This is a genomic window from Streptomyces sp. NPDC031210 (genome assembly GCF_055570395.1).
The window spans coordinates 134,213-159,938 of the sequence record NZ_JBVIHH010000017.1 but is presented as its reverse complement, the minus strand read 5'-3'; the positions used below and the strand labels follow the sequence as shown (position 1 = coordinate 159,938).

Here is a 25,726-nt window from a genome sequence, read left to right as displayed (position 1 = left end):
GTGTGTTGTGGGGCCTGCTGCGTGACGCGCGAGTCTTCACCTCCGCCCCGCCGGTCACGCAAGCGGCTTGACTTCGTCATTGAGACTCCTGTGGCAGAGGCACGAGCGGGACCTTGCGCCGGGGTGTCCCGGCCGGTCACCACGGTGCCGTCCGTGGCGGGGCCGGCGCGTCACCCTCCGGGGCGGTGCCGCTCCGCCGCGCGGCGGAAGCGGGGTCCTGCCAGGGGCGGAGAGCGGGGCAGAGGGAGGGGACGGCCCGGGCCGGGGCCCAGGCTCGGACTCGGGCCCGAGCTGGGGCCGCTCAGCCGCCGCCGATCACCTCGCCGAGCGCCACCCCCGCGTAGAGCGCGCCGAGTCCGGCGGCCAGGCTGCCCACGATGTTCGCGACGGCGAAGAAGCGGGCGCCGTCCTCGGCCAGCCGCAGCGTCTCGTAGGAGAACGTCGAATACGTCGTCAGGGCTCCGCACAGGCCGGTGCCCAGCAGCAGCCGGACCGGTGAGGAGGCGGCCGCGCCGGTTATCAGGCCCAGGACGAAGCACCCCAGGACGTTGACGGCGAACGTGCCCCAGGGGAACACCGTGTCGTGCCGGGCCTGGACGAAGCGGTCGGTGAGGTAGCGCAGCGGGGCGCCGACCGCCGCGCCGGCGATGACCAGCAGCCAGCTCACCCGCGCGCCTCGCCGCGTCCGTAGCGGATCGTCTCGCAGGCGTCGAGGACGACCAGGCCGTCGTCCAGCAGGTCGTCGAGCCGGGGCAGGAAGCCGCGGACACGGTCCTCGCTGTCGACGAGGACGACGGCGACCGGCAGGCCCTCGCTGAGGGAGAGCAGGCGGGTGGTGTGGATGAGGGACCCGGCGCCGAATCCCTCGATGCCGCGGAAGACCGAGGCGCCGGCCAGGCCGGCGGCGTGCGCCCGGTGCACGATCTCGGTGAAGAGGGGCTTGTGGTGCCAGGTGTCGTGCTCGCCGACGAAGATCGTCGCCCGCAGGGCCGGTCCGGTGGTCTTCACTGCTGCCTCCGCTCCACGACGCGGCGGGTGAGCGCCGCCGCGAGCCATACGGACGCCAGTGCCGCGCCCAGGGTCAGCGCCAGATAGGCCAGCGCGGTGGGCGTCCGGCCCCGCGCGATGAGGTGTTCGACGTCCGCCGCGTAGGTGGAGAAGGTGGTGAAGCCACCGAGGACTCCGGTGCCGAAGAACGGGCGGACGAGGCGGTGCGCGGACCACACGTCGCTGATCAGCACCATGAAGACACCGATGACGGCGCATCCGACGGCGTTGACGGCGAGGATGGTCCAGGGGAACGCCCCGTCGGCCGTGGGCCACAGCAGCGACGCGCCGTAGCGGGCGGACGCGCCGGCCGCCCCGCCGAGGGCCACGACACCCAGGATCGGCCACTGCCCGCGGAGCGGCTCCGGCCGCCGGGGCCGGGCGGGCGCGCGCGGGCCGGTGTCCGGGCGGGTCGGGTCGATGAACACGTGTCGCCGGGCCTTACCAGTCGTGCCGCGCTGGGGAACGGCGGTCCCACCGCCGCGCGGTGTCATCAGGCCACCGCCGGGCCCAGATTACCCCGCCGGCTCCGCGGTCCCCGGCCGGCGTGCCCGCCCGCCGCGCTCCGCCTCGCGTGGCCGGGCTCCCTCCAGCAGGTGGCCCAGCGCGTCCGCGACCAGCGCGCTGACCGTGTCCGGATCGGCGCTCGCGAGCGGTTCCTTGGCCACCACCACGCGCATCAGCCCGATGCCCAGCAGCCAGGACAGGGCCAGGTCGGCGCGCAGGGCTCCGTGGTCGGCCTCGGAGAGGGTCGCCAGGACCCCGGCGTACTCCTCCCCCAGCCCGCGCAGCGCTTCCGCGATCTCGTCGCTGCCGCCGATCGAGCGCAGGCACACCTCCAGCGAGCGGTCGGCGCGGGCGCCGTCCGCGTCGCCGTTTCCGGTGAGCATGCCGCGCAGTGCGACGTCGAACAGCCGGTCGGGCGGGGTGGTCCGGAGCTGTTCCTGTCCGCCGCGTGCCATCACCTCGCCGAACAGGGCTTTCTTCGTGCCGAAGTAGCGGAACAGCAGGGCCTGGTTGACTCCGGCCCGGGCGGCGATGTCGCGCACCGTGGCGCGCTCGTAGCCGCGCTCGGCGAACAGGCCGGACGCGGCGTCGAGCAGCAGCAGCCGGGTGGCTTCCGCGTCCCGGCGGTGTCCGCCCGCCGTGCCGCGGTGCGGGGACTCCCCCATGCCGAGCTCCTCTCCGTCGGACCGTCAGATCCCTTGCCAGCAGGCGTCGTTGACCGCTCCGAGGGAGCGTCCTACCTTAAGTAAGCAGGTGCTTACACAAGGGAGGTCATCATGACCACAGCTGGCACAGCACCCCTGTCCTACCCCTTCAACGTCCCCGAGAGCCTTGAGCTCGCCGACGAGTACGAGCGGGCCCGGCACCGTCCCGGCCTGCTGAGCGTACGCATGGCCTACGGCGAGCCCGCCTGGCTCGTCACCCGCTACGACGAGGCGCGGTTCGTGCTCGGCGACCAGCGGTTCAGCCGGGCCGCGGGCGCGCTGCACGACGAGCCGCGCCAGTCCGAGGGGCGCGTCGACAGCGGCATCCTGGGCATGGACCCGCCCGACCACACCCGCCTGCGCTCGCTGGTCGCCAAGGCGTTCACCGTCCGCCAGGTCGAAAAGCTCAGGCCGCGGGTCAGGGAGCTGACGCACGGGCTGCTGGACGAGTTGGCGGCGGCCGGGCCGCCGGCCGATCTGGTCGACCGTTACGCCCTGCCCATCCCCGTCGCGGTGATCTGCCGCCTGCTGGGCGTGCCGGCCGAGGACCGGCCGCGGTTCCGGGTGTGGAGCGATGCCGCGCTGTCGACCAGCTCCCTGACCGCCGCGGAGTTCGACGCCAACCTCGAAGAACTGCGCGCCTACATGGCCGAGTTGGTCGAGGAGCACCGGCGGGCGCCGAGGGACGATCTGATGACCGCGCTCATCGACGCGCGCGATATCGGGGACCGGCTGTCGGAGTTGGAGCTGATCGACCTGTGTGTCGGCATCCTGATCGCCGGCCATGAGACCACCGCCACGCAGATCCCCAACTTCGTGCTGGCGCTGCTGGACCACCCGGGTGAGCTGGCCCGGCTACGGGAGCGGCCGGAGCTGATCGGCGGCGCGGTGGAGGAGTTACTGCGGTTCGTCCCGCTCGGCAGCGGCGCGGGCCAGGCCCGCTACGCGACGGAGGACGTCGAGGTCGGCGGCACGCTGGTGCGCGCCGGGACGCCGGTGCTGGTCGCGGTGGGCGCGGCCAACCGGGACGCGCTGCGCTTCTCCTCGCCGGGGACGCTGGACCTGACGCGGACCGGCAACCAGCACCTCGGCTTCGGCCACGGTGTGCACCACTGCCTGGGCGCGCCGCTGGCCCGCCTGGAACTCCAGGAAGCGCTCGGCGCGCTCGTCACCCGCTTTCCGCGCCTCCACCTGGCCGGGGACGTGGTGTGGAAGAGCCAGATGCTGGTGCGCGGCCCGCGTGTCATGCCGGTGGGGTGGTGACCGCATGACCTGGAAAGTGCGGATCGACGCCCGTCAGTGCATGGCCTCCGGTTCCTGCGCGGGCATCGCACCGGATCTGTTCACCCTGGGCGGCGGGCACGCCCGCCCGCTGAGCGAGGACATCCCCGAGGACGAACGCGCCCTGGACGCCGCCGACGTGTGCCCGGCCATGGCGCTCACCGTCCATGACGGGGAGGAGGAGATCGGGCCACGGCCGTAGGGGCCGGCCGGGCCGCGGAAGTCCGGCCGTACGTCCGCCCGTACATCCGGTCGTACGCCGGGCGCGGCGCTCACCGCGCGGCCGGGTCCCGGGCGGCCGGGGGCTGTGCCGGTGCGGCCGCCCGGCGCCAGGCGGCCTCGCGCAGCAGGCGCAGGCCGTTGAGGCCGACGAGGACGGTGGAGCCCTCGTGGCCGAGGACGCCGAGCGGCAGCGGGAGGTGTCCGGCCAGGTCCCACAGGGCCAGCCCGGAGAGGAACGCCCCGGCGATGACGAGGTTCTGCACGACCAGGCGGCGGGCCGCGCGGGAGAGGGCCACCACCGCCGGGACGGTGGCCAGTTCGTCGCGGACGATGACCGCGTCGGCGGTCTCCCGTGCCAGGTCGGAGCCCGCCCGGCCCATGGCGACGCCGGTGTGCGCGGCGGCCAGGGCGGGCGCGTCGTTGACGCCGTCGCCCACGACCAGAACGTTGCGGCCCGACCGCTCGCTCTCCCGTACGGCGCTCACCTTGTCCTGGGGCAGCAGCCCGGCCCGCACCTCGGTGATGCCGACCTCGGCGGCCAGGCGCGCCGCGGCGCGCGGATTGTCGCCGGTCAGGAGGACGGGAGTGCGGCCGGTCAGCATGCGCAGGGCGGCGACGGTGGGCGCGGCGTCCGGGCGCGGCCGGTCACCGAGCACCAGCACGCCGACGGTGGTGCCGTCCCGCCGGACGAGGACGACGGTGCGGCCGCCGTCCTCCCACCGCTCGGTGAGCGCGGCGGCGCGGGCGGCCGCGGTGTCGTCGGCGTCGCGCGGCAGTTGGGCCGGGGCGCCGACGGTGACGACGTGCCCCTGGACCGTGGCGGTCACTCCGGTGCCGGGCGTGGCGTGGAAGTCGCGCGCGGCGGGCGGGCGCAGGCCGCGTTCGCGGGCGGCCCGGACGACGGCGCGGGCCAGGGGATGTTCGCTGGGGTGCTCGGCGGCGGCCGCCAGCGTCAGCAGCGCGTCCTCGGTCAGGCCGCTCCCGGGCAGCGGCCTGACGGCGGTGACCCGGGGCGTCCCCTCGGTGAGGGTGCCGGTCTTGTCGAGTGCGACGGCGTCGATCCGGCCGAGGCGTTCCATGACGACGGCGGACTTGACGAGCACGCCGTGGCGCCCGGCGTTGGCGAGGGCGGACAGCAGCGGCGGCATGGTGGCCAGCACCACCGCGCACGGCGAGGCGACGATCATGAAGGTCATCGCCCGCAGCAGGCTCTGCGACAGGTCGGCGCCCAGGGCCGCGGGGACCAAGAAGACGGCGAGGGTGGCCGGCACGAGGCCGGCGGAGTAACGCCGTTCGACCTTCTCGATGAACAACTGGGTCGGGGCCTTGGTCTCGGAGGCTTCCTCGACCATGGCCACGATCCGGGCGATCACGGAGTCGGCGGCGTCGCGCCCGACCCTGACGCGCAGGGCTCCCGTGCCGTTGAGGGTGCCCGCGAACACCTCGTCACCGGCTCCCTTGGCGACCGGCAGGGGTTCGCCGGTGATGGTGGCCTGGTCGACCTCCCCCGCGCCGGCCACCACCCGGCCGTCGGCACCGATCCGCTCGCCCGGCCGGACGAGGAGGAGGTCCCCGACCGTGAGGGAGCCGGTGGGCACGGTCTCCTCGCCACCGTCCGGCAGGAGGCGGGTGGCCGTGGCGGGGGCGAGGTCGAGCAGGCCGCGCACGGAGTCGGCGGTCCGCGCGGTGGCGAGCGCCTCCAGAGCTCCGGAGGTGGCGAAGATGACGATGAGCAGCGCGCCGTCCATGACCTGCCCGATCGCGGCCGCGCCGAGGGCCGCGATGATCATCAGCAGGTCGACGTCGAGCGTCCTGGCGCGCAGGGCCCGCAGCCCGTCCCGGGCGGAGCGCCAGCCGCCGGCGAGGTAGGCGGCGGCGTACAGCGGTCCGGTGAACGCGATGGGGGCGCCGGCCAGTTGGAGCGGCAGGGCGAGCAGGAACAGGGCCAGCGAGGCGGCGGCCCAGCGCGCTTCGGGCAGGGCGAGGACACGGGTTCGGCGCCGGGGAGCGCCGGCCGCGCGGGCGCCGGCCGGCGGGGCGGGGCGCCGGGTGACGGTGGAGGACATGGCGAGGCGATTCCTTCTCGCGGACGGAAACGGACGGCATGGACGGCATGGAGCGAGGGGGCGGCGCGGGGCAGCCCGCGGGCGGTCGGATCCACCGTACAGGAATAGATGAACAGCTATTCAAGTAAGGCTTGTACGATGGCGCGCATGGGCCACGGAGTCGACGACAAGAGCAGCGCCGCCACCTCGCGCGAGCGCCTGGACGCCGTGGGGACGGAGGACGTCGCCGCCACCCTCCAAGCTCTGGCCACGCCCTCCCGGTTGCGGATCCTCGCCCGCCTCCAGGAAGGCCCGTGCGCGGCCGGCGATCTGGCCGAAGCGGTGGGGATGGAGCAGTCCGCGTGCTCCCATCAGCTCCGTCTGCTGCGCAACCTCGGGCTGGTCACCGGCGAGCGTCGCGGCCGCTCGATCATCTACGCCCTCTACGACAACCACGTCGCCGAACTCCTCGACCAGGCACTCTTCCACGTCGAGCACCTGCGGCTGGGCCTGCGCGACCTGCCCGCCGAGGCGGCGGACGCGACGGCCCGCTGAACAAGGCGCGGACGGCGGCGCCCGGCAGTCGGCCTATCCGGGCTGGCGCGCCCTTCGAGCCGGTGCTCACCTGGTGGGGGCGGGCCATCGACGGGCGTGCCCGCCTTTCCTGTCGCCGGCGGAATGAGGAGTGCGCGCGATGGCCGCGAGCAAGACCCCCGAGTACACCGTTCCCGGGATGACCGCGTCGGAAGGCGGCCAGGTCATCGAGTTGCTGCGGTTGCGCCTGCACGCGCTCAACGATCTGGCGCTCACCCTCAAGCACATCCACTGGAACGTGGTCGGGCCGCATTTCATCGCCGTCCACGAAATGCTCGACCCGCAGGTCGAGGCCGTACGCGAAATGATCGACGACACCGCGGAGCGCATTTCCACCCTCGGCGGCTCCCCGCCCGGCACACCGGGCGCACTGGTCGCCGAACGCACCTGGGACGACTACTCCATCGGCCGCGCGCAGGCCATCGAGCACCTCGGCGCGCTGGATCTGGTCTACACCGGGATCATCACCGACCACCGGGCGGCCGTGGCGGCCACCGATGAGACCGATCCCGTCACGCAGGACCTGCTCATCGAGCACCTCCGGGCGCTGGAGCTGTTCCAGTGGTTCGTCCGCGCCCACCTCGAAAGCGCCGGCGGGGAACTGAGCACCGCGCAGGCCACCGGCGAGGCCGCGGCCGCCCGGGCGGCGGCCGAACAAGCCCGCAAAGAGCCCTGAACCGGCCCGGGCCCGGCGACGTGGACACCCGCCCGCGCGGCAGCGGGGAAAGACCGACGGGCGCCCCCGCGCGAGGCACCGTCACCCATCGCCTGATCGCCGATCACCTGCTGTCCGGCGCCATGGAACCCGGAGCGGACATCGCGCTGCGCGTCGACCAGACACTCACCCAGGACGCCACCGGCACGCTGGTGATGCAGGAACTGGAGGCGCTGGGGCTGGACCGGGTCCGTACGGAGGTCAGCGCCCAGTACGTCGACCACAACATTCTCCAGGCCGACGAGCGCAACGCCGAGGATCATCTCTTCCTGCGGTCCGCCGCCCGCCGGTTCGGCCTGTGGTACTCCAAGCCCGGCAACGGCGTCTCGCATCCGACCCACATGCGGCATTTCGGGGTGCCGGGAAAGACGTTGGCCGGCTCCGACTCCCATACCTGCGCGGCCGGTTCACTGGGCATGCTGGCGATCGGCACCGGGGGCCTGGAAGTCGCCCTCGCCATGGCCGGCCGGCCCCTTCACCTCACCATGCCGGAGATCTGGGGTGTCCGGCTGACCGGCGAACTGCCGCCGTGGGTCAGTGCCAAGGACGTGATCCTGGAAATGCTGCGCCGCCACGGCGTGCGGGGCGGCGTCCACCGCGTGGTGGAGTACCACGGCCCGGGCCTCGCCTCGCTCACCGCCATGGACCGGCACGTCATCGCCAACATGGGCGCCGAACTGGGCGCCACCACCACGGTGTTCCCCGCCGATGACGCGGTCCGTGCCTTCCTGCGGGAGGTGGGACGCGAGGAGGATTTCACCGAACTGCTCCCGGAGGAGGACGCGCGCTACGACCTGGCGGAGGAGATCGACCTCTCTTCGCTGGAGCCGCTCATCGCCCGGCCCACCTCGCCGGGAAACGTCGTGCCGGTCCGGGAGGTCGCCGGTGAGCCGGTCGGCCAGGTCGTCATCGGCTCCTCCGCCAACCCCGGTCTGCGGGATTTCGCCGTCTGCGCTGCGATGGTGAAGGGCCGTCAGTCCGCGCCGGGGGTGAGTTTCGACGTCAACCCCACCTCACGGGAGATCCTCCAGGACCTGACCCGGGCGGGCGGGACGTTCGACCTGATCGCGGCCGGCGCCAGGATTCACCAGTCCGGCTGCCTGGGCTGCATCGGTATGGGTCAGGCCCCGGCCCCCGGACGCAATTCGCTGCGGACCTTCCCGCGCAACTTCCCCGGCCGCTCCGGCACGGAGGACGACGCGGTGTGGCTGTGCTCGCCGGAGACGGCCACGGCTTCGGCGCTGACCGGCGTCATCACCGATCCGCGCGAGTGGGCCGACCGCCACGGGATGGACCGTCCCGCGCCGCCCGCCACACGGCCGGTCTCCGTCAACCGCGCCATGTGGGAAGCCCCGCTGCCGCCACGGGAGGCGGCTCAGGTCTCCCTGGAGCGCGGGCCGAACATCTCCGCCCTGCCCGACCTCGATCCGCTGCCGGACACCCTGGACGGCCCGGTCCTGCTGAAGGCCGGCGACAACGTCTCCACCGACGAGATCTCCCCGGCCGGGGCGCGCGCCCTGCCCTACCGGTCGAACATCCCCAAGCTCGCCGAGTTCACCCTCACCCGGCTCGACGCCGACTATCCCCGCCGGGCCGCGGCCACCCGCGACGCCGGCGGGCACTTCCTGGTGGCCGGTGAGAACTACGGGCAGGGCTCCTCCCGCGAGCACGCCGCCATCACCCCGCGCTACCTCGGACTGCGGGCCGTCCTCGCCAAGTCCTATGCGCGCATCCACTGGCAGAACCTCGCCAACTTCGGGGTCCTGCCGCTCGTCTTCGACGATCCGGCCGACTACGACCGCATCCGCGTGGGCGACCGGCTGCGGCTGTCCGGGCTGCACGCCGCGCTCGCCGCCGACGGCGGGGACGCACCCACGCCGCGCGTCCGCAACGCCACACGGGACGAGGAGTACGGCGTCCACCACCGCCTCTCCCCCGGCCGCCGCGCGGCGGTCCTGGCCGGCGGCGTCATCCCGGCCCTGGCCCGGGGGGCGGCAAAACCCTGACGGCCGCGCCCCCGGGCGCCTCGCTCAGCCGCCGATCTCCTTCTGCGAACCGCCGGAGATCGCGATCTTGCGGGACTTGGCCTGCTCGGCGACCGGAATGCTCAGCCGCAGGACACCGGCCTCGTAAGAGGCGTCGATACGCTCGGTGTCGAGGTTCTCGCCGAGGAAGAGCTGCCTGCTGAACGAGCCGGTCGGCCGTTCGGCGATCAGCACCTCCGCCCCCTCGCCCGCCGCGGGCCGGCGTTCCGCCCTGACCGTCAGCACGTTCCGCTCGACGTCGAGGTCGATCGACTCGGGGTCCACACCGGGCAGGTCCAGTTCGACGACGAAGGTCTCGCCGTCCCGGTAGGCGTCCATCGGCAGAGCCGCCGGGCGGGCGGGTGCGCCCCACACCTGCTGGGCCAGCCGGTCGAGTTCACGGAAGGGGTCGGTTCGCATGAGCATCATGGCTCACTCCTTTCCCGGAAAGGGATGCACAAGCGACACCTCTTCTATAGCTCGCGGCACGTAAGTTGACAAGCCTCGACTCAACAAACTGGTCCGGTCGAGGGCCGGGCAGGTCCTCGCGGGGAATCCCCACGCGGAATCCCTCAGGCCGCGCCCCGCTGGTTGAACCGGTCCGCGGCCCGTTCGTTGAGGGCGCTCACCGCCTTCCGCAGACGCGGGGCGGGCGGCTGGTCCCAGGCTTCGACGGTGGCGCCCTCGGCCACTCCCGCGCCGTCGCCCTTGGGCAGCGCCCGGACCATCACCGACATCAACCGCGTGGTGGTCACCGGCGCCACGGCGTGCACCGTGGCGGCCAGCCGCGCGGCCGGCGTCAGCACGATCCGGGTGCGCCGCCGCTGGATGCCGGAGACGATGCGTTCCGCCGCGCGCTCGGCGTCCATGGTCACCAGCGGAGCGCCGGCCAGCGCCGAGAACCAGGCGTACTCGCGGCGTTTGTCGCCGCCGAAATAGGCGTGCAGGTGGGAGCCCGTACGCATCAGCCCCGGGTGGACCCCGGTGACGGTGACGCCGTGCGGCGACTCCTCCGCGTGCAGGCCCTCGGCGAGCGCGGCGACCGCCGCCTTGGCGCAGGAGTACGGCAGCAGGTGCGGCACCGCGAGCAGGCCGCCGATCGAGCCGATCAGGGCCAGCCGGCCGCCCGCGTCGCTGCGCCGCAGGTAGGGCAGGGATTCCAGAGCGGTGTTGAGGGCCCCGTGGAAGATGGAGTCCATCGCGTCCTGGAAGCCGTCGTGGCCGAGCGCGTCGGCGGGCCCGACCTGGATGATCCCGGCGTTGGCGATGACGATGTCGATGCCGCCGTCGCGCCGGGCCGTCTTCTCCAACTGGTCGCGCACCGCCGCGCGGTCGCGGACATCGCAGACGGCGCCGCGTACGGACCCGCCGGCGGTCTCGTCCAACCGCTCGACGGCCCGGTCGAGTTCGGCCTCGTCGCGGGCGAGCAGCACGACCTCGCAGCCGCGCCGGGCGAGCTGGCGGCCCAGGAGCATCCCCAGCCCGCGGGAGCCGCCCGCGACCACGGCGGTGAGCCCCTGGAGGGAGGGGGCGGCGGGAAACGTGCGCATGGCGGTCCCTTCCTGTCCGGGCGCGCTCAGGCGGAGCGGGGCGTGCCCCGGGGCCCGGGCGGTGCGGCCCGGCGCGTGCGCGGAGGTTGCGGATCGGGGGTGGGGCCCGGCACCGGCCCCGGTCCCGGCATCGGGTCCGGCGGGGGCGGCGGAGGCGGCACGGGGTCGGGCTCGTGGGGTGGTTGCGGCGTCGGCGGCGGTACGGGGCCCGGTTCCGGCGGAGGAACCGGCCCGGGTACCGGGTCGGGCTGGAGGGGGCCGGGTGGCTCCGGAGGCTGCGGCACGGTCATGAGGTGCCTCCCCTCGGACTGTGCTCGTTCGGGCGGGTGCGGGCCGGACGCCCACGTGCCCGGGGTGCCCGGTGCGCGCCGCGGATAACCTCCCGTCGCGCGATTCCGCGGGACGCGTACGGTCGGCGCTCCCGCGGGGCGGCGGTCAGCCGCGGACCGGTTCCCGCCAGCGCAGGATCGCGCCGAGTCCGCCGGCCGGTGCCTCGGCGGGGTCGCGTACCACCACCGCTTCGGCGCCGTTCGCGACGGCCGAACGCACCAGGGCGTCGTCGGCGCGTGCCGCGGCCGGATGGACCTCGCCCAGGTATTGCAGTTCGGAGCCGCGCACGGCGATCTGGTCGGGGTCCGGTCCCACCCAGACCTCGCGGCTCGCGTCGCGGCTGTCCGGGCTGACCAGCAAGGTGTCGATCCGGTGTTCGCGGGCCGCCGCGATGAGCGCGGGGACGCCGGCGGCGGCCTGCCGGGAGTGCTCCGCGCCGGGCTCGGCGCCCGCCCGGTAGCGGCCCGCCACCTCCGCGAGGTGTTCCCGCTCGTACATCGCGCGGACCTGGGCGATGTCCCGCTCCAGCTTCTCGCTCGCCGCACCGGCCGCGCGCCCCCCGTGCTCGGTTTCGAAGGTGACGGCGCGCAGCCGCTCGGGCAGCTTCTCGTGGACGGACCGGCGCTCGCGGGGATCGCCGACCAGCAGGATGACCTCGGCACCGCAGTTCTCGAACGCCTCCCGCGCCGCGCGGGCGATCTCGGCGGCGTTGTGCTCCCAGGTGTTCTCGACGCTCGCCTGGAAGCGGCGCTCGGACCAGTCGGCGCTCGCCGTGCGGTGCAACGGCCGCTCGGCGCCGGTGACGTGGCCGGCGTCGGCCCGGCCCGTGTCGCTGCGTACCTCGAAGTCCGCGCCGGAGCGGCTGACGTAGGCCACCAGACATACGGGATCGTCGCCGAACGCCTCGATGAGGGGGGTGATCCGGGGCAGCGGCGCCCAGGTGGCGAACGGCGCGGCGGGCGGCCCGGGCAGCGGGGTGTCGAGAACGACCTCGCCATGGGTGGCGAACAGCGCCCGTCCGGTGTGCGCCCCTGGCTCACCGGTGCGCAGGGCGGCCAGCGTTTCGTGCACGGCGCCGCAGGTGGCCTCGTCCGCGCCGAGTTCGAACAGCCGGTCGGCGATCGCGGTCGCCGTCAGCTCCTGCTGCTTGGCCGCGTCCTCCGTGCCGTGCGAAAGGTCGGCGTAGACCGACGCCCAGGGGCCGGGCCGCTCGATGACCGGTTGAAGGAGCGAGAGTCGCATGGCGCTGCCTCCTCGGATACTGCCGGGATTCCATCGGGACAGCGTCCCGGGTGCCCGTTATCGCATGCCGTATGCCCCTGACGGACACTGGTGTGGAAGGGGTGAATCTTCCCTTCGCGCGGTTGTTACGGCGAGGGGATAGAGGGCACTCGGTAGGCACTCAGCCAGCCTGCACGGAGAGAGGCGTGCCAGGTGTTGTCAGAGCGAAATCCTGGAGGGCGGAACGGCCATGGAACACGGCAGGGACAAGATCGGACCGGCCCGGGACGAGATGATGAAGAAGCAGATGCGCGGAGAGCTGACGGCGGATCGCGCGCTGCACACGGAGGAAGAACAAGAACTCCAACCGGCCGGCGAGGACCAGCCCCAGGTCACACGGTCGCTCGACGCCGCGCACATCGGCGGCACACCGCCCGGTATGACCGCCGAGGACGTCGGCACCCGGTCCGAACTCGCGCAACATCTGGGCCGGAGCGTCTACCCGGCCGACAAGACCGCGATCCTGAACACTCTGCGGCGCAACCACGCGCCGGACCGCCTGGTCGCGCTGGCCGAGCGGCTGCCGGAGAAGGAGCGGTTCACCAACGTGCAGGGCATCGCGGAGTCCCTGGGACTGGGCACCGAGGACCGCCGCGTCTGAAGGACATCGAGCGAGCGGAGCGGAGCGATGAGATTCGCCGACCGGCGCGAGGCCGGCCAAGTACTGGCGGACCGGGTACGTGCCTGGCAGCGGGCGGGTGACACCGGCGACGCGTTCGACCCGTTCGCCGCCCCGCTGCTGGTGGTGGCCCTGCCACGGGGCGGGGTACCGGTGGCGGCCGAGGTGGCGCGCGCCGTGGGCGCGCCCCTCGACGTACTCGTCGCCCGCAAGATCGGCATGCCGGGCGCCCCCGAGATCGGCGTCGGCGCGATCGTCGGCGAGGACCCGCCGGTGTTCGACCGGCAGGCGCTGGAGATGCTCGGCCTGTCCGAGGACCGCCTCGGGGCCGTCGTCGCCCATGAGCGGACCGAGTTGCACCGCAGGGAGGCCCTCTACCGGCGTGGCCTGCCCCCGCTGGAAGTACGGGGGAAGACCACCCTCCTCGTCGACGACGGGCTGGCCACCGGGGCGACGGCCCGCGCGGCGCTGCGCCATCTGCGGCGCCGGCACCCGGCCCGGCTGGTCCTGGCCGTCCCCGTATGCGATGCCGCTGCCGCCGCCGCGACACGTGGTGAGGCCGACGACCTGCTCTGCGCGTACCAGCCACCGGATTTCCGCGGCGTGGGCGAGTGGTACGAGAATTTCGACCAGGTGAAGGACAGCGAAGTCCTCAGCATTCTGCACGGGCTGGGCAGCGCGGTCTGATCCTTGTGATCGCATCCGGAGAAGGAGGGCAGCCATGTCCGACGACGCGATGGGCGACGAGGTGTATCAGCCGTCCGTATCCGACCCGCAGGACAACCCCGACGATCTCGACATGGAAGACGCTCTCGACGAGCCGGGGCTGGACGAAATTCTGGACCAGGGCTATTCACCGCCCGAACGGCCGCTCGCGGTGAACGGCGTCGGCACCACGGCACGCGAACAGCAGCAGCGGGAGAGCCTCGACCAGCGGCTGTCCGAGGAGGTCCCGGACATCGCGGCGCCCGACGGTGACGGGATCGGCGACCAGCCCGGCGGCGACGGCGAACCGATCGAAGAGATGGCCGGCGTGCAGCGCGCCGGGCGGCTGGTCGCCCTGGACGACGGCGTGCCGCCCCGGCAGACCGACGACGTCCTCGGCCGGGACGTGGGGATCGACGGCGGGGCCGCGTCGGCGGAGGAGGCCGCGGTGCATCTGACTCCGTACAACGGCGAGAGCGAGCCGGCGGGCGACGACGAGTGACCGGCGGACCCCGCGGACCCCAGGCCCCTAGGCTTCCGCGAGGACGCCGGCGCGCACCCGGTCGAAGGAACGCCGCAGCAGCCGGGAGACGTGCATCTGGGACACGCCCATCTCGGCGGCTATCTCCCGCTGCGTCATGTCGCGGAAGTACCGCAGGTAGAGGATGGTCCGCTCGCGCCGCGGCAGGCGGTGCAGGGCCGGGGTGGCCGCGATCCGCTGCTCGACGAGTCCGAGCGCGGGGTCGTCGGCGCCGAGCGTGTCGGCGAGGGTGCGCGGGCGGCCGGTGTCGGTGCCCAGCGGCCGCTCCAGCGACAGCGCGGTGAACGTTTCCTGCGCCTCCATCCCGAGCAGCACCTCCTCCTCGCTGAGGCCGGTGTGCGCGACCAGGTCGCGGGTGCTCGGCGTGGTCGCGCCGGGCCGCAGTTCCAGGTCCTTGTGGGCGCGGTAGACCTCCGTCCGCAGCTCCTGGGTGCGCCGGGGGACGTGGACCGCCCACAGGTCGTCGCGGAAGTGGCGCCGCAGTTCGCCCAGGATGGTGGGGACCGCGTAGCCGGCGAACGGCGTGCCGTTCTCGGGGTCGTAGCGGTCGACGGCCTTCAGCAGGCCGACGACGGCGATCTGGCGCAGGTCTTCGTCGTTCTCTCCCCGCCCGTGATAGCGGTGGGCCAGCCGGTGGGCGAGGGGGAGCCAGGCGCACACGATGTCCTCCCGCAGTTCGCGGCGGCGCGGCCCCTCGGGAAGGGCGGCCAGTTCGGCGAACGAGGCGGTGGTGTCCGGGACGTTCCGTCGGTGGGTGCCGCGGGCGGGGGTGTGCGAGGCCACGGGCCATCACTCCTTGCGAGCGGTAGGTGCGGACGGGTACGGGGGACGCCGCACGGTCACGGGCATCCCTGGAAGATCTGCGGGGTGGAGACGGTGAACAGGCCGCCGTCGGGGTCGCGGATGATCGCCTGGCAGCCCTGCCGGTCGGCGGTGGGCGTCACGGGCTGGACGATGCCGCCGGCGGCCACGGCGGACGCGGTGACCTTCTCGATGTCCTCGACGGGGAAGTGGACGTGCCAGCGGGGGCGGATGTGCGGGTCGGGAGCCGCTTCGACGCCGCCGCCGCGCAACGCGGCCACGGTCTGCACGCCGTCCCGCACGATCACCTCGTCGTATTCATAGGTGACCTCGCAGGTGCCCGGCTCATCGGAGGCCCACCCCAGGACCTCGGCGTAGAAGATGGCCGCGTCGAACGCGTCGCGGGTGCGCAGCTCCAGGCAGGCGGGCGCGGAGCCCTGCCCGATGCTCCAGGACAGGGTCTGGCCCTCCCAGACGCCGAAGACCGCGCCGTCGCGGTCGGCGGCGAGCGCGGCGCGCCCGTCGCCCAGTTCCAGGGGGCCGACGGCGACGGTGGCACCGCGCTCGCGGATCCGGGCCGCGATCTCATCGGCGCTCTCGACGGCGAAGTACGGCATCCAGGCCACCGCCACCCGCCAGCGGGGAGCGACGGCCCCGATGCCGGCGACCGGTTGACCGTCGGCGAAGGCGACGGAATGCTCCTCGCCCAGATCGTCGGGCCGGTAGGTCCAGCCCAGCACCTCCGCGTAGAAGTCCTGCGCGCGTCTCAGATCGTGCGTCATCAAACTCACCCAGCACGGCGCGCCGCGTACCGCGGCGACGGAGCCTGTGGCGGGGACCGTGGCCGACATGAGAATCCGCCTCCTGGTTTGGGCACCCCTCTTCACTGTGCCAGCCATGGCACGCGCGCGCATGGGCCGGACGCGCGGCGGCGGGCCGTCGCGGCCCGGTGCCCGGTCGCTCCGCGCCACGCCGACCCGGGCCCGAAGCTTGGTATCGCCCCGCCCATGGGGTGAACTCGGCGAGCGGTACGTCACCGGTGCGTCCGAGCCCCCGGCCTGCCTCCGGTGCGGTGCCGGTTCCCCTCCCCGGTCGCGCCGGTGATGCCGCACCCGTCCGGCGGACGGACACGGCGCTCGTGTGCAAGGGCGGGTACCCTCCCCCGTCGGCCGGACACCTCCTCCTTCGCCCTGCTTCCCTGGTGATCACGCCAGGATTGGCACCTTCGGGGAGGGGTACCCGGGCCGCATGGAGACGTCGAAATGGGAACTGGCCGCCGGCCAGAACATGAGCGTCATGAGTTTCCTCGTCGTGGGGCTGGTCATCGTTGCCGTGCTCCTCGCCGCCTTCGTCTGGGGCCGTCGGCGCCGGGCACGCGCGCCGCTTCCGCCCCTGCCGCACGAGCAGCCGACGCTGCCGGAGGGCGGGCCCGTCGGGGACGTCATCGAAGCGCGTGAACCCGATCCCGTTCCCGAACACGAGAACCGGCTCACTCCGCACGAGCTGAAGGGGCACGGCACGGTCGGCTCGCGGGCGAGCGCGTCGCGGGAGCGCCGGAAGTGGAATGACGATTCGGGAGGTTCGTTCGGCAGCGGGGGTGCCGGGACCTGAGGCACGGGAGAGGCTGTTCTTGTGCGCAGCGTCGGTGTGGAGGAGGAACTCCTCCTGGTGGACGCGGAGACCGGTGAGCCGCGCTCGCTGAGCGCCGCCGTGCTGGCGGTCGTCGCCCGGTGCGGCCGGCCGGCCCAGCCGTTCGTGAAGGAACTCCAGTCCGAGCAACTGGAATTCGCCACCCATCCGCAGACCGGCATGGCGGAGCTGGCGGCGGAGATCGCGGGCTGGCGCAAGGAGGCGGCCGCCCACGCGGGACAGCTCGGAGGCGCCGTGGTGGCGCTGGCCACCTCGCCCCTGCCGGTACGGCCCACCCTGACTCCCGGCGAGCGGTACCGGTGGATGCGGGAGCAGTACGGGCTGACCGCGCAGGAGCAGCTCACCTGCGGCTGCCACGTCCATGTGTCGGTGGAGTCCGACGAGGAGGGCACCGCGGTCCTGGACCGTATCCGGCCCTGGACGTCGGTCCTTCTGGCGCTCAGCGCCAATTCGCCGTTCTGGCAGGGCCGGGACAGCCAGTACAGCAGCTACCGCAGCCGGGTGTGGTCGCGCTGGCCGTCGGCGGGGCCGGTGGAGGTGTTCGGGTCCCCCGAGCGCTATCACGAGGAAGTCCGGTCGATGATCGACACCGGCGTCCTGCGGGACGAGGGGATGATCTATTTCGACGCCCGGCTCTCGCGGAATTTCCCGACGGTCGAGATCCGGGTGGCGGATGTGTGCCTGGAGGCGGCCACCACGGTCCTGGTGGCCGCCCTGGCGCGCGGGCTGGTGGAGACCGCGGCGCGCGAATGGCGCGCGGGCGGCGGTCCGGCCGGCCACGGGGTGGGGCTGCTGCGGCTGGCGGCGTGGCGGGCGGCCCGGTCGGGGCTGGACGAGGGGCTGGTGCATCCCGTCACCTCGCTGCCCGAGCCCGCGGAGACCGTCGTCGCGGCCTTGTTCTCCCATGTGCGGGAGGCGTTGGAGGACGTCGGCGACCTGGAACTGGTCCAGGAGGAGCTGGCCCGGCTGCTGGCGGCGGGCAACGGTGCGCGAATCCAGCGGGGGCTGCTGCGCGCGACCGGTTCGCTGGCGGCGGTGGTTTCGGCGTGTGCCCGCAAGACCCTCGGCTGAGGTACGTCCGGGCGGCGGGCGGGGACGGTGGTACCGCCGGTAGCCGGACCGGGCCGAGCGCCCGTCACTCCCCGGCCACCACGCGCACCGTTCTCAGCGCCGGGTCCGCGGCGTCGGGAAGGTTCATCCCGCCCTCGATGCCGCTCGTCAGATAGCGCAGGACGGTGTCCGTGAGGCGCTCGCCGGGCAGCGCGGCGGGAATTCCCGGCGGATAGGGCGTCAGCATCTCCGCGGCCACCAGTCCGCCGGCCTCCTCGACGGGTACGTCCTCGACCGGGCCGAAGTAGGCGTCCCGCGGCAGGCAGCTCTGGTCCAACCGCATCCCGCCGGGCGTCGGCACGGCGATGTGCCGGGCCGGGCGCAGGGCGTCGGCGTGGCGGACGAGGTCGCGCAGGGCGTCGAGCAGCGGGCGGACGGTGTCGTCATCGTCGGCGTGGGTCAGTTGGGTGCTGATCCTGCGGTGGTCGGCCAGGTGGGTGTCGATGCCATGGTGTGCGCGCAGCCAGTCCGCCGCGCGGTAGCCGCTGGTGTCCAGGGCGCTGACATCGATCACCACCGGGAGCGGATCGAGGGCGGCCGCCCGCCCGGGGCCGCGGAAGTCGGCCCGGTCGTTGACGTGCAGCCCGTCGAGCTTCTCGATCCGGGCGCGGGTGCGCGCGGCCAGGTCCAGGGCGTGTCCCATCAGGTGGTGGCCGTGCTGGACCATCTGGCGCCGCCAGCCGTCCATTCCGGCGTAGAGGAGCACCGAGGGGCTGGTGGTGCCCAGCAGGTCGGCGCGTGATTTCAGGACGGCCGGGTCGATGAGGCCGCCCTGGAGGTGGAAGACGGAGCCCTGTTCGAGTCCGCTGCCCATTTTGTGGATGCTGGTGACGCAGACGTCGGCGCCCGCGTCCATCGCCCAGGCCGGCAGCTCCGGGTGGAAGGGCAGATGGGCGCCCCACGCCTCGTCGACGATGAGCGGGCGCGAACGCCGGTGGCACACCTCGGCGAGCGCGCTCAGATCGGCGCAACTGCCGTACGGTGTCGGGCTGGTGACCAGGGCGCCTTGGGCGTCGGGGTGCTCGGCGAACGCCTCCTCGTACCGCTCGGGGGGCGGGGGGTGGGCCAGCCGCCGCTCCGCGTCCCACAGCGGGTCGACCCAGACGGGCCGCACGCCGGAGAGGATCAGTCCCGAGACGACGGATTTGTGGGCGTCCCGGCCCACCAGCAGCTTCTGGTGCGGGCCGGCCACCGCCAGCATCGCGGCCTTGACCGACAGCGAGCTGCCGCAGGTGGAGAAGAAGGTGTGCTCGGCGTGGACGGCGTCCGCCATCAGGGCCTCGGCGCGCTCCAGCACGCGGCCGGTGGTCCGCCGGTCGTCGAGGCCGCCGGAGGCGAGGAGGTCGCCGTGGAAGACGGCGTCGCCGAGCACGTCGCGGACCCGGGGGTCGGCGCCGCGTGCGTGTTTGTGGCCGGGCGGCGTGAAAGCGAGCCGGCCTGCTTTCCGGTACTGGGCCAGCGCTTCGAGCACCGGCGCCTGAGTGTGATCGACGGCCATGGGAGGACGCGTGCCCGGGCGGGACCGGGTCAATCACCGTGCGGCGGCGACCGGTGGGTGGGAGGTCCCTCGGCGGCCGACCGGCGGCCCGGTCCACCCGGCCGGAACAGCCCGGTGTGCCCGGTTCGCCGTCGGGTACCCGCCGTCAGGGTGGCCGGCGAGAGGCCACCCGGCCCTGGTGCGGCGCGTTCGATGGCGCGCCCCGGTGGCGCTCGTGCCACCGTCGGCAGGGTGTGGCGAGATACGCGAGCGGAGGCGAGACATGGCGTTCGGTGGCCCGGTGGCCCGTGCCTGGCGGCATTGGCGGCGACCGAGGGATCTGCCCGTCCCCCGGCGTTCGGTCGGTGTGGAGGACGCCAACCGCCGGTTCCTCCTGTACGGCGTGCTGCCGCTGTGGTTCGTGCCGTCGGTGGCCGACTGGTTCATGCACCGGCGGACCCGCATCGAGGACACCACCGGGACGCGGGAGTCGGTGTTGCACGCGCTGATGATGACGGAGGCCGGCGTGCCCGTGCTGATGGGCCTGCTGGCGAAGGTCAATCCGCTGGTGCTGTCGGTGATGGGCGGCGCCGCGCTCGTGCACGGCGCGACGGCGGTGTGGGATGTGACGATGGCGACCGAGGACCGGGAGGTGCGCCCGGCGGAGCAGCACGTGCACAGCTTCCTCGAAGTCCTGCCGCTCGCCGCGCTGGCGTTCACCTGCTGTCTGCATCCCGACCAGGTCCGCGCGGCGCTGCGCGGCGGCCGGGGCGCCGACGACTGGCAACTGCTGCCGAAGGACAATCCCCTGTCGTTGTCCTATCTGGCCGGTCTGTCGCTGGCCATCGGCGCGTTCGTCGCACTGCCGTACGGCGAGGAGCTGACGCGCTGCGTCAAGGCGGCCCGGGCCGACGCCGGATGACACGGCAGAGGCCGAGGGGCGCCGCCCGCCGGGGCTTCCCCGGTGGGGCGCCCGCCGCGCTGGCCGTCCCGCGGATTCTCGCGCCGGAGATCCAGGGGCCCGAGGACGTGGTGGCCGACGCGGAGGGCCGGCTGCTGGCGGGCGCCGCGGACGGTGCGATCTGGCGGCTGACCCTGGCGCCCGGTGGCCCGGTGGCCCGTACCGACCGGGCGGAGGTGGTGGCGCGCACCGGCGGCCGGCCGCTCGGCCTGGAGTGCGCCCCCGACGGCGGGCTGCTGGTGTGTGACGCGCGGCGCGGTCTGCTGCGCGTCGATCCGCGCGACGGGGCGGTACGGGTGCTGGCCGACGAGGTGGCGGGCGCGCCGCTGCGGTTCTGCAGCAACGCCGCCGCGGCGTCGGACGGCACGGTGTACGTCACGGTCTCCAGCCGCCGCTACGGCCTTCAGGAATGGCTGGGCGACATCCTGGAAGGCACCGGGACCGGGCAGTTGCTGCGGCTGCGGCCGGGCGGCGTGCCGGAGGTGCTGGTGGACGGTCTGCGGTTCGCCAACGGCGTCGCCCTGGCGGCGGACGAGTCCTTCGTCGCGGTGGCCGAGAGCGGCGCCTACCGGGTCGGCCGCTTCTGGCTGACCGGTCCGCGCGCCGGCCGCTACGACGTCCTGGTGCGGGACCTGCCGGGCTTCCCCGACAACCTCTCGCGCGATCCGGGCGGGCTGCTCTGGGTCGCGCTGGCCGGGCCCCGTGAGCCGGTGGTGGACGCGCTGCACCGGACGCCCCCGGCGGTGCGGCGGGCCACGTGGGCGGCGGTGCGCCCGTTCGGCCCGCGGCCGCGCCGTACCGCGCGGATCGTGGCGCTCGGCCCGGACGGCGAGGCGGTCTGCGACCTGCGGCGGCGCAGGTCCTCGTACCGCATGGTCACGAGCGTCTGCCGGCGCGGCCGGCGGCTGTTCCTGGGCAGCGTGCTGGAGCGCGGCATCGCCGTCTGCGACCTGCCGGAGCCGCCCCCGCCCGCCGCCCGCTGACTCCCCGCCCCGGGCGTTTGCCGCCCTCGGCCACGGGAACCCGGGGCTGCGCGGCACCCGGCTGCCGACCGCCGCGAAGGAGAGCGTGATGCGCGCACTGACCTGGCACGGGAAGCGGGACGTCCGCGTGGACACCGTGCCCGATCCGCGGCTCGAAGAGCCCACCGACATCCTGGTCAGGGTCACCTCCACCGGGATCTGCGGGTCGGATCTCCACCTCTACGAGGTCATGGGGCCGTTTCTCGACGTCGGCGACATCCTCGGCCACGAGGCCATGGGGATCGTCGAGGAGGTCGGCCCGGAGGTCACGGCGCTGTCCCCCGGCGACCGGGTGGTGGTGCCGTTCAACGTCTCGTGCGGGGAGTGCTGGATGTGCGGGCAGGGCCTGCACTCCCAGTGCGAGACGACCCAGGTGCGCGAGCGCGGTATGGGCGCGGCCCTCTTCGGCTACACCAAGCTCTACGGCCAGGTGCCGGGCGGGCAGGCCGAACACCTGCGGGTGCCGTTCGGCAACACGCTGCCGGTGAAGGTCGCGCACGCCGCGCCGGACGAACGGTATGTCTACCTCTCCGACGTGCTGCCCACCGCCTGGCAGGCGGTCGCCTACGCCGGCATCCCCCAGGGCGGGAGCGTCACCGTTCTCGGGCTGGGCCCGATCGGTGACATGGCGGCGCGGATCGCGCTGCACCGGGGCGCCGGCCAGGTCATCGGCGTGGACCTGGTGCCCGAGCGGCTGGCCAGGGCCCGCGCGCGGGGTGTGCACACCCTGGACGTGAACGAACTCGGCACGCGGGTCGGGGACGAGGTCCGGCGGCTGACGCGGGGCCGGGGTACCGACGCCGTGATCGAGGCCGTCGGCATGGAGGCGCACGGCGCGCCCGGGGTGAAGGCCGCCCAGCAGCTCGTGGGGCTGCTGCCGGACGCGCTCGCCGAGAAGCTCATGGGGCGGGCCGGCGTGGACCGCATGGCGGCGTTCCACACCGCCGTCGACGCCGTGCGGCGGGGCGGCACGATCTCCGTCGTCGGCGTCTACGGCGGGGCGATGGATCCGCTGCCGCTGCTGACGATGTTCGACAAGCAGATCCAGTTGCGGATGGGCCAGGCCAACGTCCGGCGGTGGGTCGACGCCATCCTGCCGCTGCTGACCGACGAGGATCCGCTCGGCGTGGAGGGTTTCGCCACGCACCAACTGCCGCTGGAGGAGGGGCCGCAGGCGTACAAGGCGTTCCAGGCCAAGCAGGACGGCATGATCAAGACACTGTTGATTCCGTGAGGCGGTGATCAGGTGAACGGCCACCCCGCGCCCGGTTCCGGGCCGTCGCCGCGGACGCGGTCGGCCCGGGCGGCGGTCTTCGACATCGACGGCACCCTCACCGACACCAACTACCTGCACACGGTGGCCTGGTGGGAGGCCCTGCACCAGGCCGGTCACCGGGTGCCGATGCGGGAGATCCACCATTGCATCGGGATGGACGCGCCGCACCTGCTGGAGCGGCTCCTGGGCCGCGACCGCCGCACCGACCAGGACAAGGCGATCTCCGACGCGCACACGACGCTCTACGCCACCTGGCGCGACCGCCTGCCCGCGCTGGACGGCGCGGCCGAACTGCTGCGTACGCTCGCCGGCCGCGGCTGGCGCGTCGTCCTCGCCACGTCCGCGAAGGAGTCCGAACTCGCCGCGCTGCGGCGGGCGTTGGACGCCGACGACGCGATCGTCGCGGTCACCGGCGCCGATGACGTGGAGAGCGGCAAGCCCGCGCCCGACCTGGTGCGGGCCGCGCTGGAGCACGCCGGGGTGCCGGCCGAGCGGGCGGTGTTCGTCGGCGACTCGGTCTGGGACGTCGAGGCGGCGTCCCGGGTCGGTGTCCGCTGCGTCGCCGTGCTGTCCGGCGGGATCAGCCGTGGTGAGCTCACCGAGGCGGGCGCCGTCGCGGTGTACGAGAACGTGTCGGCGCTGCTGGCGGAGTTGGACGGCAGTCCGCTGGGCGGCTGAGCGGCGGGCGGCCGCGCGCGCGTCACGCCTCCTCGGCGGCCACCTGCCCGAGGGTGCGGCCGGTGCGGACGGAGCGGGCGCGCCAGGGGTCGGGGGTGTGGTAGCGGCCCGCCTGGTCGTCCTTTTCCTTCACCAGCAGCCAGGACTCGCGGCCCTCGGGCCCCTGGGCGGTGCGGAAGCGGGTGAGGGCGTAGGCGCCGTGGAGTTTCCTGCCGTCGAGCCGGAAGGAGGCGTGGCCCTGTTCCAGTGACTGGCCGAAGGTGAGGGTGCGGCCCTTCCTGGTCCGCGGCAGGGGGTGGTAGACGCCCTCGTCCCAGACGATGACGGTGCCCCCGCCGTACTCCCCCGCCGGGATGACGCCCTCGAAGTGCCGGTATTCCATCGGGTGGTCCTCGGTGGGCACGGCGAGCCGTTTGTCGTGCGGGTCGCCGGAGGGGCCCTTGGGGACCGACCACGACTTCAGTACGCCGTCGACCTCCAGGCGGAAGTCGAAGTGCATTCTTCGCGCGTCGTGGATCTGTACGACGAAGCAGGGGCTGCCGGCGGCGGGCGCGGGTCCGCCCGCCGGTTCCCGCGTCCGGTCGAAATGCCGTTTGCCGCGGTAGGTCTCCAGGGGATCGCTGCCGCTCACGTGCCCTCCCTTCGTGGCGGTGGCCGCCTCTTTCACTGTGCCGCCTTTCGCCGCGCCGCGCCGCCGGTGGGCGGGCGGCGGCGAAAAGCACGGAATTCATGTGTAGGGGCGGCCGCACCGGTAACCCGTCTTCCACCCGGCACTCGTGGGCAGGAGTGATCACGATGGCGATGTGCGAAGTCTGTGGAAACGACTATCCGATGGCCTTCGAAGTGAAGACGGCCGGAGTGATTCACACGTTCGACAGCTTCGAATGTGCCGCGCATATGCTCGCGCCGGTCTGCGACAACTGCAAGTGCCGCATTCTCGGCCACGGCCTTCAGTCCGACGGCCAGTTCTTCTGCTGCGCGCACTGCGCCCGGATGCGCGGTGTCACCGAACTCGCCGACAGTTCCTGACCGGGCCCGTACGCGCCGACCTGCCGCGCCGCCGCGGAGGCAGACCGCGGCGGCGCGCGCCGTGCGCCGGTCCGTCGCCCGCACTCAGCACCCCACCGCATCGACCGCATCGACCGCAGGAGTATTCCGTGAATCGACGTCGTCCCCGGATCGTGATCGTCGGCGCCGGCTTCGCCGGCTATCAATGTGCCCGTTCGCTCGCCAAGCGGGCCAAGGGCGCCGCCGAAATCGTACTGATCAATCCGAACGACTACTTTCTGTACGTGCCGCTGCTGCCGGAAGTGGCCGCCGGAATCCTCGAACCCCGCCGGATCTCGGTCTCGCTCACCGGAACGCTGCCGGGCGTCCGGCTCGTGCTCGGGCACGCCGACGAGGTCGATCTGGACGGCCGGCGGGTGCACTTCACCGATCCCGAGGGCCGGGAGAGCTCCCTGGCCTACGACCGCCTGGTGCTGACCGTCGGCAGCGTCAACAAGCTGCTGCCCGTTCCGGGCGTCGCCGAGCACGCCCACGGTTTCCGCGGTATGCCCGAGGCGCTGTATCTGCGCGACCACCTCACCCGCCAGATCGAGCTGGCGGGCGCGACCGAGGACGCGGCGGAGCGGGCCGCCCGGACCACGTTCGTGGTCGTGGGGGCCGGCTACACCGGTACCGAAGTCGCCGCCCACGGCACGCTGTTCACCGATGCCCTGGCCCGCCAGAACGCCGGTCTGGGAGACGGTCTGCGGCCCCGCTGGCTGTTGCTGGACCTCGCCGACCGGATCCTGCCCGAACTCGACGAGCGCCTGTCGCGGACCGCCGACCGGGTCCTGCGCGGCCGCGGCGTGGAGGTCCGGACCAAGACGTCGGTCAAGGAGGCCACCCCGGACGGGGTGCTGCTGGACGACGGCGACTTCGTCCCCAGCCGGTCGCTGATCTGGTGCGTGGGCGTGCGCCCGGACCCGCTCGTCGCGTCGATGGGCCTGCCCACCGACAAGGGCCGGCTGTGCGTCGACGCCTACCTCCGGGTGCCCGGCAGGCCGGAGGTCTTCGCCTGCGGTGACGCCGCGGCCGTACCGGATCTGACCCGTCCCGGCGAGGTCACGCCGATGACCGCCCAGCACGCCCACCGCCAGGGCAAGGTCGCGGCGCACAACGTGGCGGCGTCCTGCGGTCAGGGCGAGCCGCGCCGGTACGAACACCACGACCTGGGGTTCATGGTCGACCTCGGCGGGGTCCAGGCCGCCGCGAACCCGCTGCACGTGCCGCTGTCCGGCCCGCTCGCGAGCGCCGTCACCCGCGGCTACCACCTGATGGCGATGCCCGGCAACCGTGTCCGGGTGGCCGCCGACTGGCTCCTGGACGCCGCGCTGCCCCGTCAGGGCGTACAGCTCGGCCTGGTGCGTTCCTGGTCGGTGCCGCTGGACACCGCCACACCGGAGCTGCCGCGGATCCCCGACCGTGCCGGGCGGACGGGGTGAGACGCCCGGCCCGCCGGGGACCGCCGGCCGCCCGATGGGGCCGAGTGGCTCATGCCGCGACCCCGTGGACGCCGCCCACCCTTGAGGTGGGGCCGGG

At 73.7% G+C, this 25,726-nt stretch carries 28 protein-coding genes; 16 read left to right on the top strand and 12 right to left on the bottom strand.

The window, feature by feature from the left end:
- Window positions 1-301: 301 nt before the first annotated feature.
- From crcB (ACZ45Z_RS27845) to ACZ45Z_RS27830, 4 genes are all read right to left on the bottom strand, one after another.
- Window positions 302-667 carry a fluoride efflux transporter CrcB gene (crcB, locus tag ACZ45Z_RS27845; RefSeq protein WP_468367902.1) on the bottom strand — a complete coding sequence of 122 codons (366 nt, stop codon included), beginning with the start codon at window positions 665-667 and terminating at the stop codon, window positions 302-304.
- The gene (locus ACZ45Z_RS27840) at window positions 664-1,056 is read right to left on the bottom strand and encodes a DUF190 domain-containing protein (RefSeq protein WP_468367899.1); all 393 of its coding nucleotides are present in this window, start codon (window positions 1,054-1,056) and stop codon (window positions 664-666) included. Before ACZ45Z_RS27840 ends, crcB (ACZ45Z_RS27845) begins: the two co-directional genes overlap by 4 nt.
- Window positions 1,005-1,475: a fluoride efflux transporter CrcB gene (crcB, locus tag ACZ45Z_RS27835; protein WP_468367897.1), complete on the bottom strand. Its 471-nt coding sequence runs from the start codon at window positions 1,473-1,475 to the stop codon at window positions 1,005-1,007. The genes ACZ45Z_RS27840 and crcB (ACZ45Z_RS27835) overlap by 52 nt, the downstream gene beginning before the upstream one ends.
- An 87-nt stretch (window positions 1,476-1,562) precedes the next feature.
- The gene (locus ACZ45Z_RS27830; protein ID WP_468367894.1) at window positions 1,563-2,219 is read right to left on the bottom strand and encodes a TetR/AcrR family transcriptional regulator; all 657 of its coding nucleotides are present in this window, start codon (window positions 2,217-2,219) and stop codon (window positions 1,563-1,565) included.
- Between the two features lie 111 nt (window positions 2,220-2,330).
- Between ACZ45Z_RS27830 and ACZ45Z_RS27825 the strand changes: the two genes are divergently transcribed.
- Both ACZ45Z_RS27825 and ACZ45Z_RS27820 read left to right on the top strand, forming a co-directional pair.
- Window positions 2,331-3,521 carry a cytochrome P450 gene (locus ACZ45Z_RS27825; RefSeq protein WP_468367892.1) on the top strand — a complete coding sequence of 397 codons (1,191 nt, stop codon included), beginning with the start codon at window positions 2,331-2,333 and terminating at the stop codon, window positions 3,519-3,521.
- Between the two features lie 4 nt (window positions 3,522-3,525).
- A complete protein-coding gene (locus ACZ45Z_RS27820; protein WP_468367890.1) occupies window positions 3,526-3,741 on the top strand; it encodes a ferredoxin in 216 nt (71 codons plus the stop codon).
- A gap of 70 nt (window positions 3,742-3,811) precedes the next feature.
- Here ACZ45Z_RS27820 and ACZ45Z_RS27815 read toward each other — a convergent pair whose 3' ends face one another.
- Window positions 3,812-5,827 carry a heavy metal translocating P-type ATPase gene (locus tag ACZ45Z_RS27815; RefSeq protein WP_468367887.1) on the bottom strand — a complete coding sequence of 672 codons (2,016 nt, stop codon included), beginning with the start codon at window positions 5,825-5,827 and terminating at the stop codon, window positions 3,812-3,814.
- Window positions 5,828-5,974: 147 nt separating this feature from the next.
- Here ACZ45Z_RS27815 and ACZ45Z_RS27810 point away from each other — a divergent pair, with 147 nt between their 5' ends.
- The 3 genes from ACZ45Z_RS27810 to ACZ45Z_RS27800 all read left to right on the top strand — a co-directional run bounded on the left by ACZ45Z_RS27810 (window position 5,975) and on the right by ACZ45Z_RS27800 (window position 9,121).
- A complete protein-coding gene (locus ACZ45Z_RS27810) occupies window positions 5,975-6,361 on the top strand; it encodes an ArsR/SmtB family transcription factor (RefSeq protein WP_468367884.1) in 387 nt (128 codons plus the stop codon).
- A gap of 139 nt (window positions 6,362-6,500) precedes the next feature.
- Window positions 6,501-7,076, top strand: coding sequence for a Dps family protein (locus tag ACZ45Z_RS27805; RefSeq protein ID WP_468367882.1), 576 nt, complete (start codon window positions 6,501-6,503; stop codon window positions 7,074-7,076).
- A gap of 20 nt (window positions 7,077-7,096) precedes the next feature.
- Window positions 7,097-9,121, top strand: a complete 2,025-nt coding sequence (locus tag ACZ45Z_RS27800) for an aconitate hydratase (RefSeq protein WP_468367879.1) — start codon at window positions 7,097-7,099, stop codon at window positions 9,119-9,121.
- Window positions 9,122-9,145: 24 nt separating this feature from the next.
- Here ACZ45Z_RS27800 and ACZ45Z_RS27795 read toward each other — a convergent pair whose 3' ends face one another.
- The 3 genes from ACZ45Z_RS27795 to ACZ45Z_RS27785 form a co-directional block, all read right to left on the bottom strand.
- Entirely contained in the window at window positions 9,146-9,568 is a 423-nt protein-coding gene (locus tag ACZ45Z_RS27795) for an Hsp20/alpha crystallin family protein (protein WP_468367876.1), read from the bottom strand.
- A 143-nt stretch (window positions 9,569-9,711) separates the two neighbouring features.
- Window positions 9,712-10,689, bottom strand: coding sequence for an SDR family NAD(P)-dependent oxidoreductase (locus tag ACZ45Z_RS27790; protein WP_468367873.1), 978 nt, complete (start codon window positions 10,687-10,689; stop codon window positions 9,712-9,714).
- Window positions 10,690-11,124: 435 nt separating this feature from the next.
- On the bottom strand, window positions 11,125-12,261 hold the full coding sequence (locus ACZ45Z_RS27785; protein ID WP_468367870.1) for a baeRF2 domain-containing protein: 1,137 nt from the start codon (window positions 12,259-12,261) through the stop codon (window positions 11,125-11,127).
- A gap of 229 nt (window positions 12,262-12,490) precedes the next feature.
- Here ACZ45Z_RS27785 and ACZ45Z_RS27780 point away from each other — a divergent pair, with 229 nt between their 5' ends.
- Genes ACZ45Z_RS27780 through ACZ45Z_RS27770 form a run of 3 tightly spaced genes read left to right on the top strand, consistent with a single transcriptional unit; the run spans window position 12,491 to window position 14,126 of the window.
- Window positions 12,491-12,901 (top strand): DUF2795 domain-containing protein, encoded by a 411-nt coding sequence (locus ACZ45Z_RS27780; protein ID WP_468367868.1) that lies wholly within the window; start codon window positions 12,491-12,493, stop codon window positions 12,899-12,901.
- Window positions 12,902-12,928: 27 nt separating this feature from the next.
- A complete protein-coding gene (locus ACZ45Z_RS27775; protein WP_468367865.1) occupies window positions 12,929-13,606 on the top strand; it encodes a phosphoribosyltransferase in 678 nt (225 codons plus the stop codon).
- Between the two features lie 34 nt (window positions 13,607-13,640).
- Entirely contained in the window at window positions 13,641-14,126 is a 486-nt protein-coding gene (locus tag ACZ45Z_RS27770) for a DUF5709 domain-containing protein (protein WP_468367862.1), read from the top strand.
- 27 nt (window positions 14,127-14,153) lie between these two features.
- On the opposite strand, the gene ACZ45Z_RS27765 is transcribed toward ACZ45Z_RS27770, so the two are convergent.
- Together ACZ45Z_RS27765 and ACZ45Z_RS27760 are read right to left on the bottom strand one after the other, a co-directional pair.
- On the bottom strand, window positions 14,154-14,948 hold the full coding sequence (locus ACZ45Z_RS27765) for a SigB/SigF/SigG family RNA polymerase sigma factor (RefSeq protein ID WP_468367859.1): 795 nt from the start codon (window positions 14,946-14,948) through the stop codon (window positions 14,154-14,156).
- A 56-nt stretch (window positions 14,949-15,004) separates the two neighbouring features.
- Window positions 15,005-15,817 carry a VOC family protein gene (locus ACZ45Z_RS27760; RefSeq protein ID WP_468367855.1) on the bottom strand — a complete coding sequence of 271 codons (813 nt, stop codon included), beginning with the start codon at window positions 15,815-15,817 and terminating at the stop codon, window positions 15,005-15,007.
- A gap of 397 nt (window positions 15,818-16,214) precedes the next feature.
- On the opposite strand from ACZ45Z_RS27760, the gene ACZ45Z_RS27755 reads away from it, so the two are divergent.
- Together ACZ45Z_RS27755 and ACZ45Z_RS27750 are read left to right on the top strand one after the other, a co-directional pair.
- Window positions 16,215-16,577, top strand: a complete 363-nt coding sequence (locus tag ACZ45Z_RS27755) for a DUF6479 family protein (protein ID WP_468367852.1) — start codon at window positions 16,215-16,217, stop codon at window positions 16,575-16,577.
- A 21-nt stretch (window positions 16,578-16,598) separates the two neighbouring features.
- Window positions 16,599-17,687 carry a glutamate--cysteine ligase 2 gene (locus ACZ45Z_RS27750; RefSeq protein ID WP_468367850.1) on the top strand — a complete coding sequence of 363 codons (1,089 nt, stop codon included), beginning with the start codon at window positions 16,599-16,601 and terminating at the stop codon, window positions 17,685-17,687.
- 64 nt (window positions 17,688-17,751) lie between these two features.
- Here the strand turns inward: ACZ45Z_RS27750 and ACZ45Z_RS27745 are convergent, their stop codons facing one another.
- The gene (locus ACZ45Z_RS27745; protein ID WP_468367847.1) at window positions 17,752-19,224 is read right to left on the bottom strand and encodes an aminotransferase class I/II-fold pyridoxal phosphate-dependent enzyme; all 1,473 of its coding nucleotides are present in this window, start codon (window positions 19,222-19,224) and stop codon (window positions 17,752-17,754) included.
- Window positions 19,225-19,486: 262 nt separating this feature from the next.
- On the opposite strand from ACZ45Z_RS27745, the gene ACZ45Z_RS27740 reads away from it, so the two are divergent.
- The 4 genes from ACZ45Z_RS27740 (at window position 19,487) to ACZ45Z_RS27725 (ending at window position 23,140) form a co-directional block, all read left to right on the top strand.
- Window positions 19,487-20,125, top strand: a complete 639-nt coding sequence (locus ACZ45Z_RS27740; RefSeq protein WP_468367844.1) for a diguanylate cyclase — start codon at window positions 19,487-19,489, stop codon at window positions 20,123-20,125.
- Window positions 20,122-21,147 carry an SMP-30/gluconolactonase/LRE family protein gene (locus ACZ45Z_RS27735; RefSeq protein ID WP_468367841.1) on the top strand — a complete coding sequence of 342 codons (1,026 nt, stop codon included), beginning with the start codon at window positions 20,122-20,124 and terminating at the stop codon, window positions 21,145-21,147. Before ACZ45Z_RS27740 ends, ACZ45Z_RS27735 begins: the two co-directional genes overlap by 4 nt.
- A gap of 88 nt (window positions 21,148-21,235) precedes the next feature.
- Window positions 21,236-22,420: an alcohol dehydrogenase catalytic domain-containing protein gene (locus tag ACZ45Z_RS27730; RefSeq protein ID WP_468367838.1), complete on the top strand. Its 1,185-nt coding sequence runs from the start codon at window positions 21,236-21,238 to the stop codon at window positions 22,418-22,420.
- Window positions 22,421-22,432: 12 nt separating this feature from the next.
- Window positions 22,433-23,140 (top strand): HAD family hydrolase, encoded by a 708-nt coding sequence (locus tag ACZ45Z_RS27725; RefSeq protein ID WP_468367836.1) that lies wholly within the window; start codon window positions 22,433-22,435, stop codon window positions 23,138-23,140.
- A gap of 22 nt (window positions 23,141-23,162) precedes the next feature.
- Here the strand turns inward: ACZ45Z_RS27725 and ACZ45Z_RS27720 are convergent, their stop codons facing one another.
- On the bottom strand, window positions 23,163-23,771 hold the full coding sequence (locus ACZ45Z_RS27720; RefSeq protein ID WP_468367833.1) for a DNA polymerase ligase N-terminal domain-containing protein: 609 nt from the start codon (window positions 23,769-23,771) through the stop codon (window positions 23,163-23,165).
- A 164-nt stretch (window positions 23,772-23,935) separates the two neighbouring features.
- Between ACZ45Z_RS27720 and ACZ45Z_RS27715 the strand changes: the two genes are divergently transcribed.
- The gene (locus ACZ45Z_RS27715) at window positions 23,936-24,169 is read left to right on the top strand and encodes a hypothetical protein (protein WP_468367830.1); all 234 of its coding nucleotides are present in this window, start codon (window positions 23,936-23,938) and stop codon (window positions 24,167-24,169) included.
- A 152-nt stretch (window positions 24,170-24,321) separates the two neighbouring features.
- Window positions 24,322-25,629, top strand: coding sequence for an NAD(P)/FAD-dependent oxidoreductase (locus ACZ45Z_RS27710; protein ID WP_468367922.1), 1,308 nt, complete (start codon window positions 24,322-24,324; stop codon window positions 25,627-25,629).
- The last annotated feature ends 97 nt before the right edge of the window (window positions 25,630-25,726 follow it).

Bases quoted from the DNA above. Each gene is read 5' to 3' on its own strand.
- ACZ45Z_RS27810 (WP_468367884.1), top strand. From the start codon at position 5,975: ATGGGCCACGGAGTCGACGACAAGAGCAGCGCCGCCACCTCGCGCGAG.
- ACZ45Z_RS27715 (WP_468367830.1), top strand. From the start codon at position 23,936: ATGGCGATGTGCGAAGTCTGTGGAAACGACTATCCGATGGCCTTCGAA.
- ACZ45Z_RS27805 (WP_468367882.1), top strand. From the start codon at position 6,501: ATGGCCGCGAGCAAGACCCCCGAGTACACCGTTCCCGGGATGACCGCG.
- ACZ45Z_RS27840 (WP_468367899.1), bottom strand. From the start codon at position 1,056: ATGGCTCGCGGCGGCGCTCACCCGCCGCGTCGTGGAGCGGAGGCAGCA.
- ACZ45Z_RS27770 (WP_468367862.1), top strand. From the start codon at position 13,641: ATGTCCGACGACGCGATGGGCGACGAGGTGTATCAGCCGTCCGTATCC.
- ACZ45Z_RS27830 (WP_468367894.1), bottom strand. From the start codon at position 2,219: ATGGGGGAGTCCCCGCACCGCGGCACGGCGGGCGGACACCGCCGGGAC.
- ACZ45Z_RS27815 (WP_468367887.1), bottom strand. From the start codon at position 5,827: ATGTCCTCCACCGTCACCCGGCGCCCCGCCCCGCCGGCCGGCGCCCGC.
- ACZ45Z_RS27740 (WP_468367844.1), top strand. From the start codon at position 19,487: ATGGCGTTCGGTGGCCCGGTGGCCCGTGCCTGGCGGCATTGGCGGCGA.
- ACZ45Z_RS27775 (WP_468367865.1), top strand. From the start codon at position 12,929: ATGAGATTCGCCGACCGGCGCGAGGCCGGCCAAGTACTGGCGGACCGG.
- ACZ45Z_RS27755 (WP_468367852.1), top strand. From the start codon at position 16,215: ATGGAGACGTCGAAATGGGAACTGGCCGCCGGCCAGAACATGAGCGTC.
- ACZ45Z_RS27820 (WP_468367890.1), top strand. From the start codon at position 3,526: ATGACCTGGAAAGTGCGGATCGACGCCCGTCAGTGCATGGCCTCCGGT.
- ACZ45Z_RS27735 (WP_468367841.1), top strand. From the start codon at position 20,122: ATGACACGGCAGAGGCCGAGGGGCGCCGCCCGCCGGGGCTTCCCCGGT.
- ACZ45Z_RS27795 (WP_468367876.1), bottom strand. From the start codon at position 9,568: ATGATGCTCATGCGAACCGACCCCTTCCGTGAACTCGACCGGCTGGCC.
- ACZ45Z_RS27785 (WP_468367870.1), bottom strand. From the start codon at position 12,261: ATGCGACTCTCGCTCCTTCAACCGGTCATCGAGCGGCCCGGCCCCTGG.
- ACZ45Z_RS27790 (WP_468367873.1), bottom strand. From the start codon at position 10,689: ATGCGCACGTTTCCCGCCGCCCCCTCCCTCCAGGGGCTCACCGCCGTG.
- ACZ45Z_RS27780 (WP_468367868.1), top strand. From the start codon at position 12,491: ATGGAACACGGCAGGGACAAGATCGGACCGGCCCGGGACGAGATGATG.
- ACZ45Z_RS27730 (WP_468367838.1), top strand. From the start codon at position 21,236: ATGCGCGCACTGACCTGGCACGGGAAGCGGGACGTCCGCGTGGACACC.
- ACZ45Z_RS27825 (WP_468367892.1), top strand. From the start codon at position 2,331: ATGACCACAGCTGGCACAGCACCCCTGTCCTACCCCTTCAACGTCCCC.
- ACZ45Z_RS27745 (WP_468367847.1), bottom strand. From the start codon at position 19,224: ATGGCCGTCGATCACACTCAGGCGCCGGTGCTCGAAGCGCTGGCCCAG.
- ACZ45Z_RS27760 (WP_468367855.1), bottom strand. From the start codon at position 15,817: ATGTCGGCCACGGTCCCCGCCACAGGCTCCGTCGCCGCGGTACGCGGC.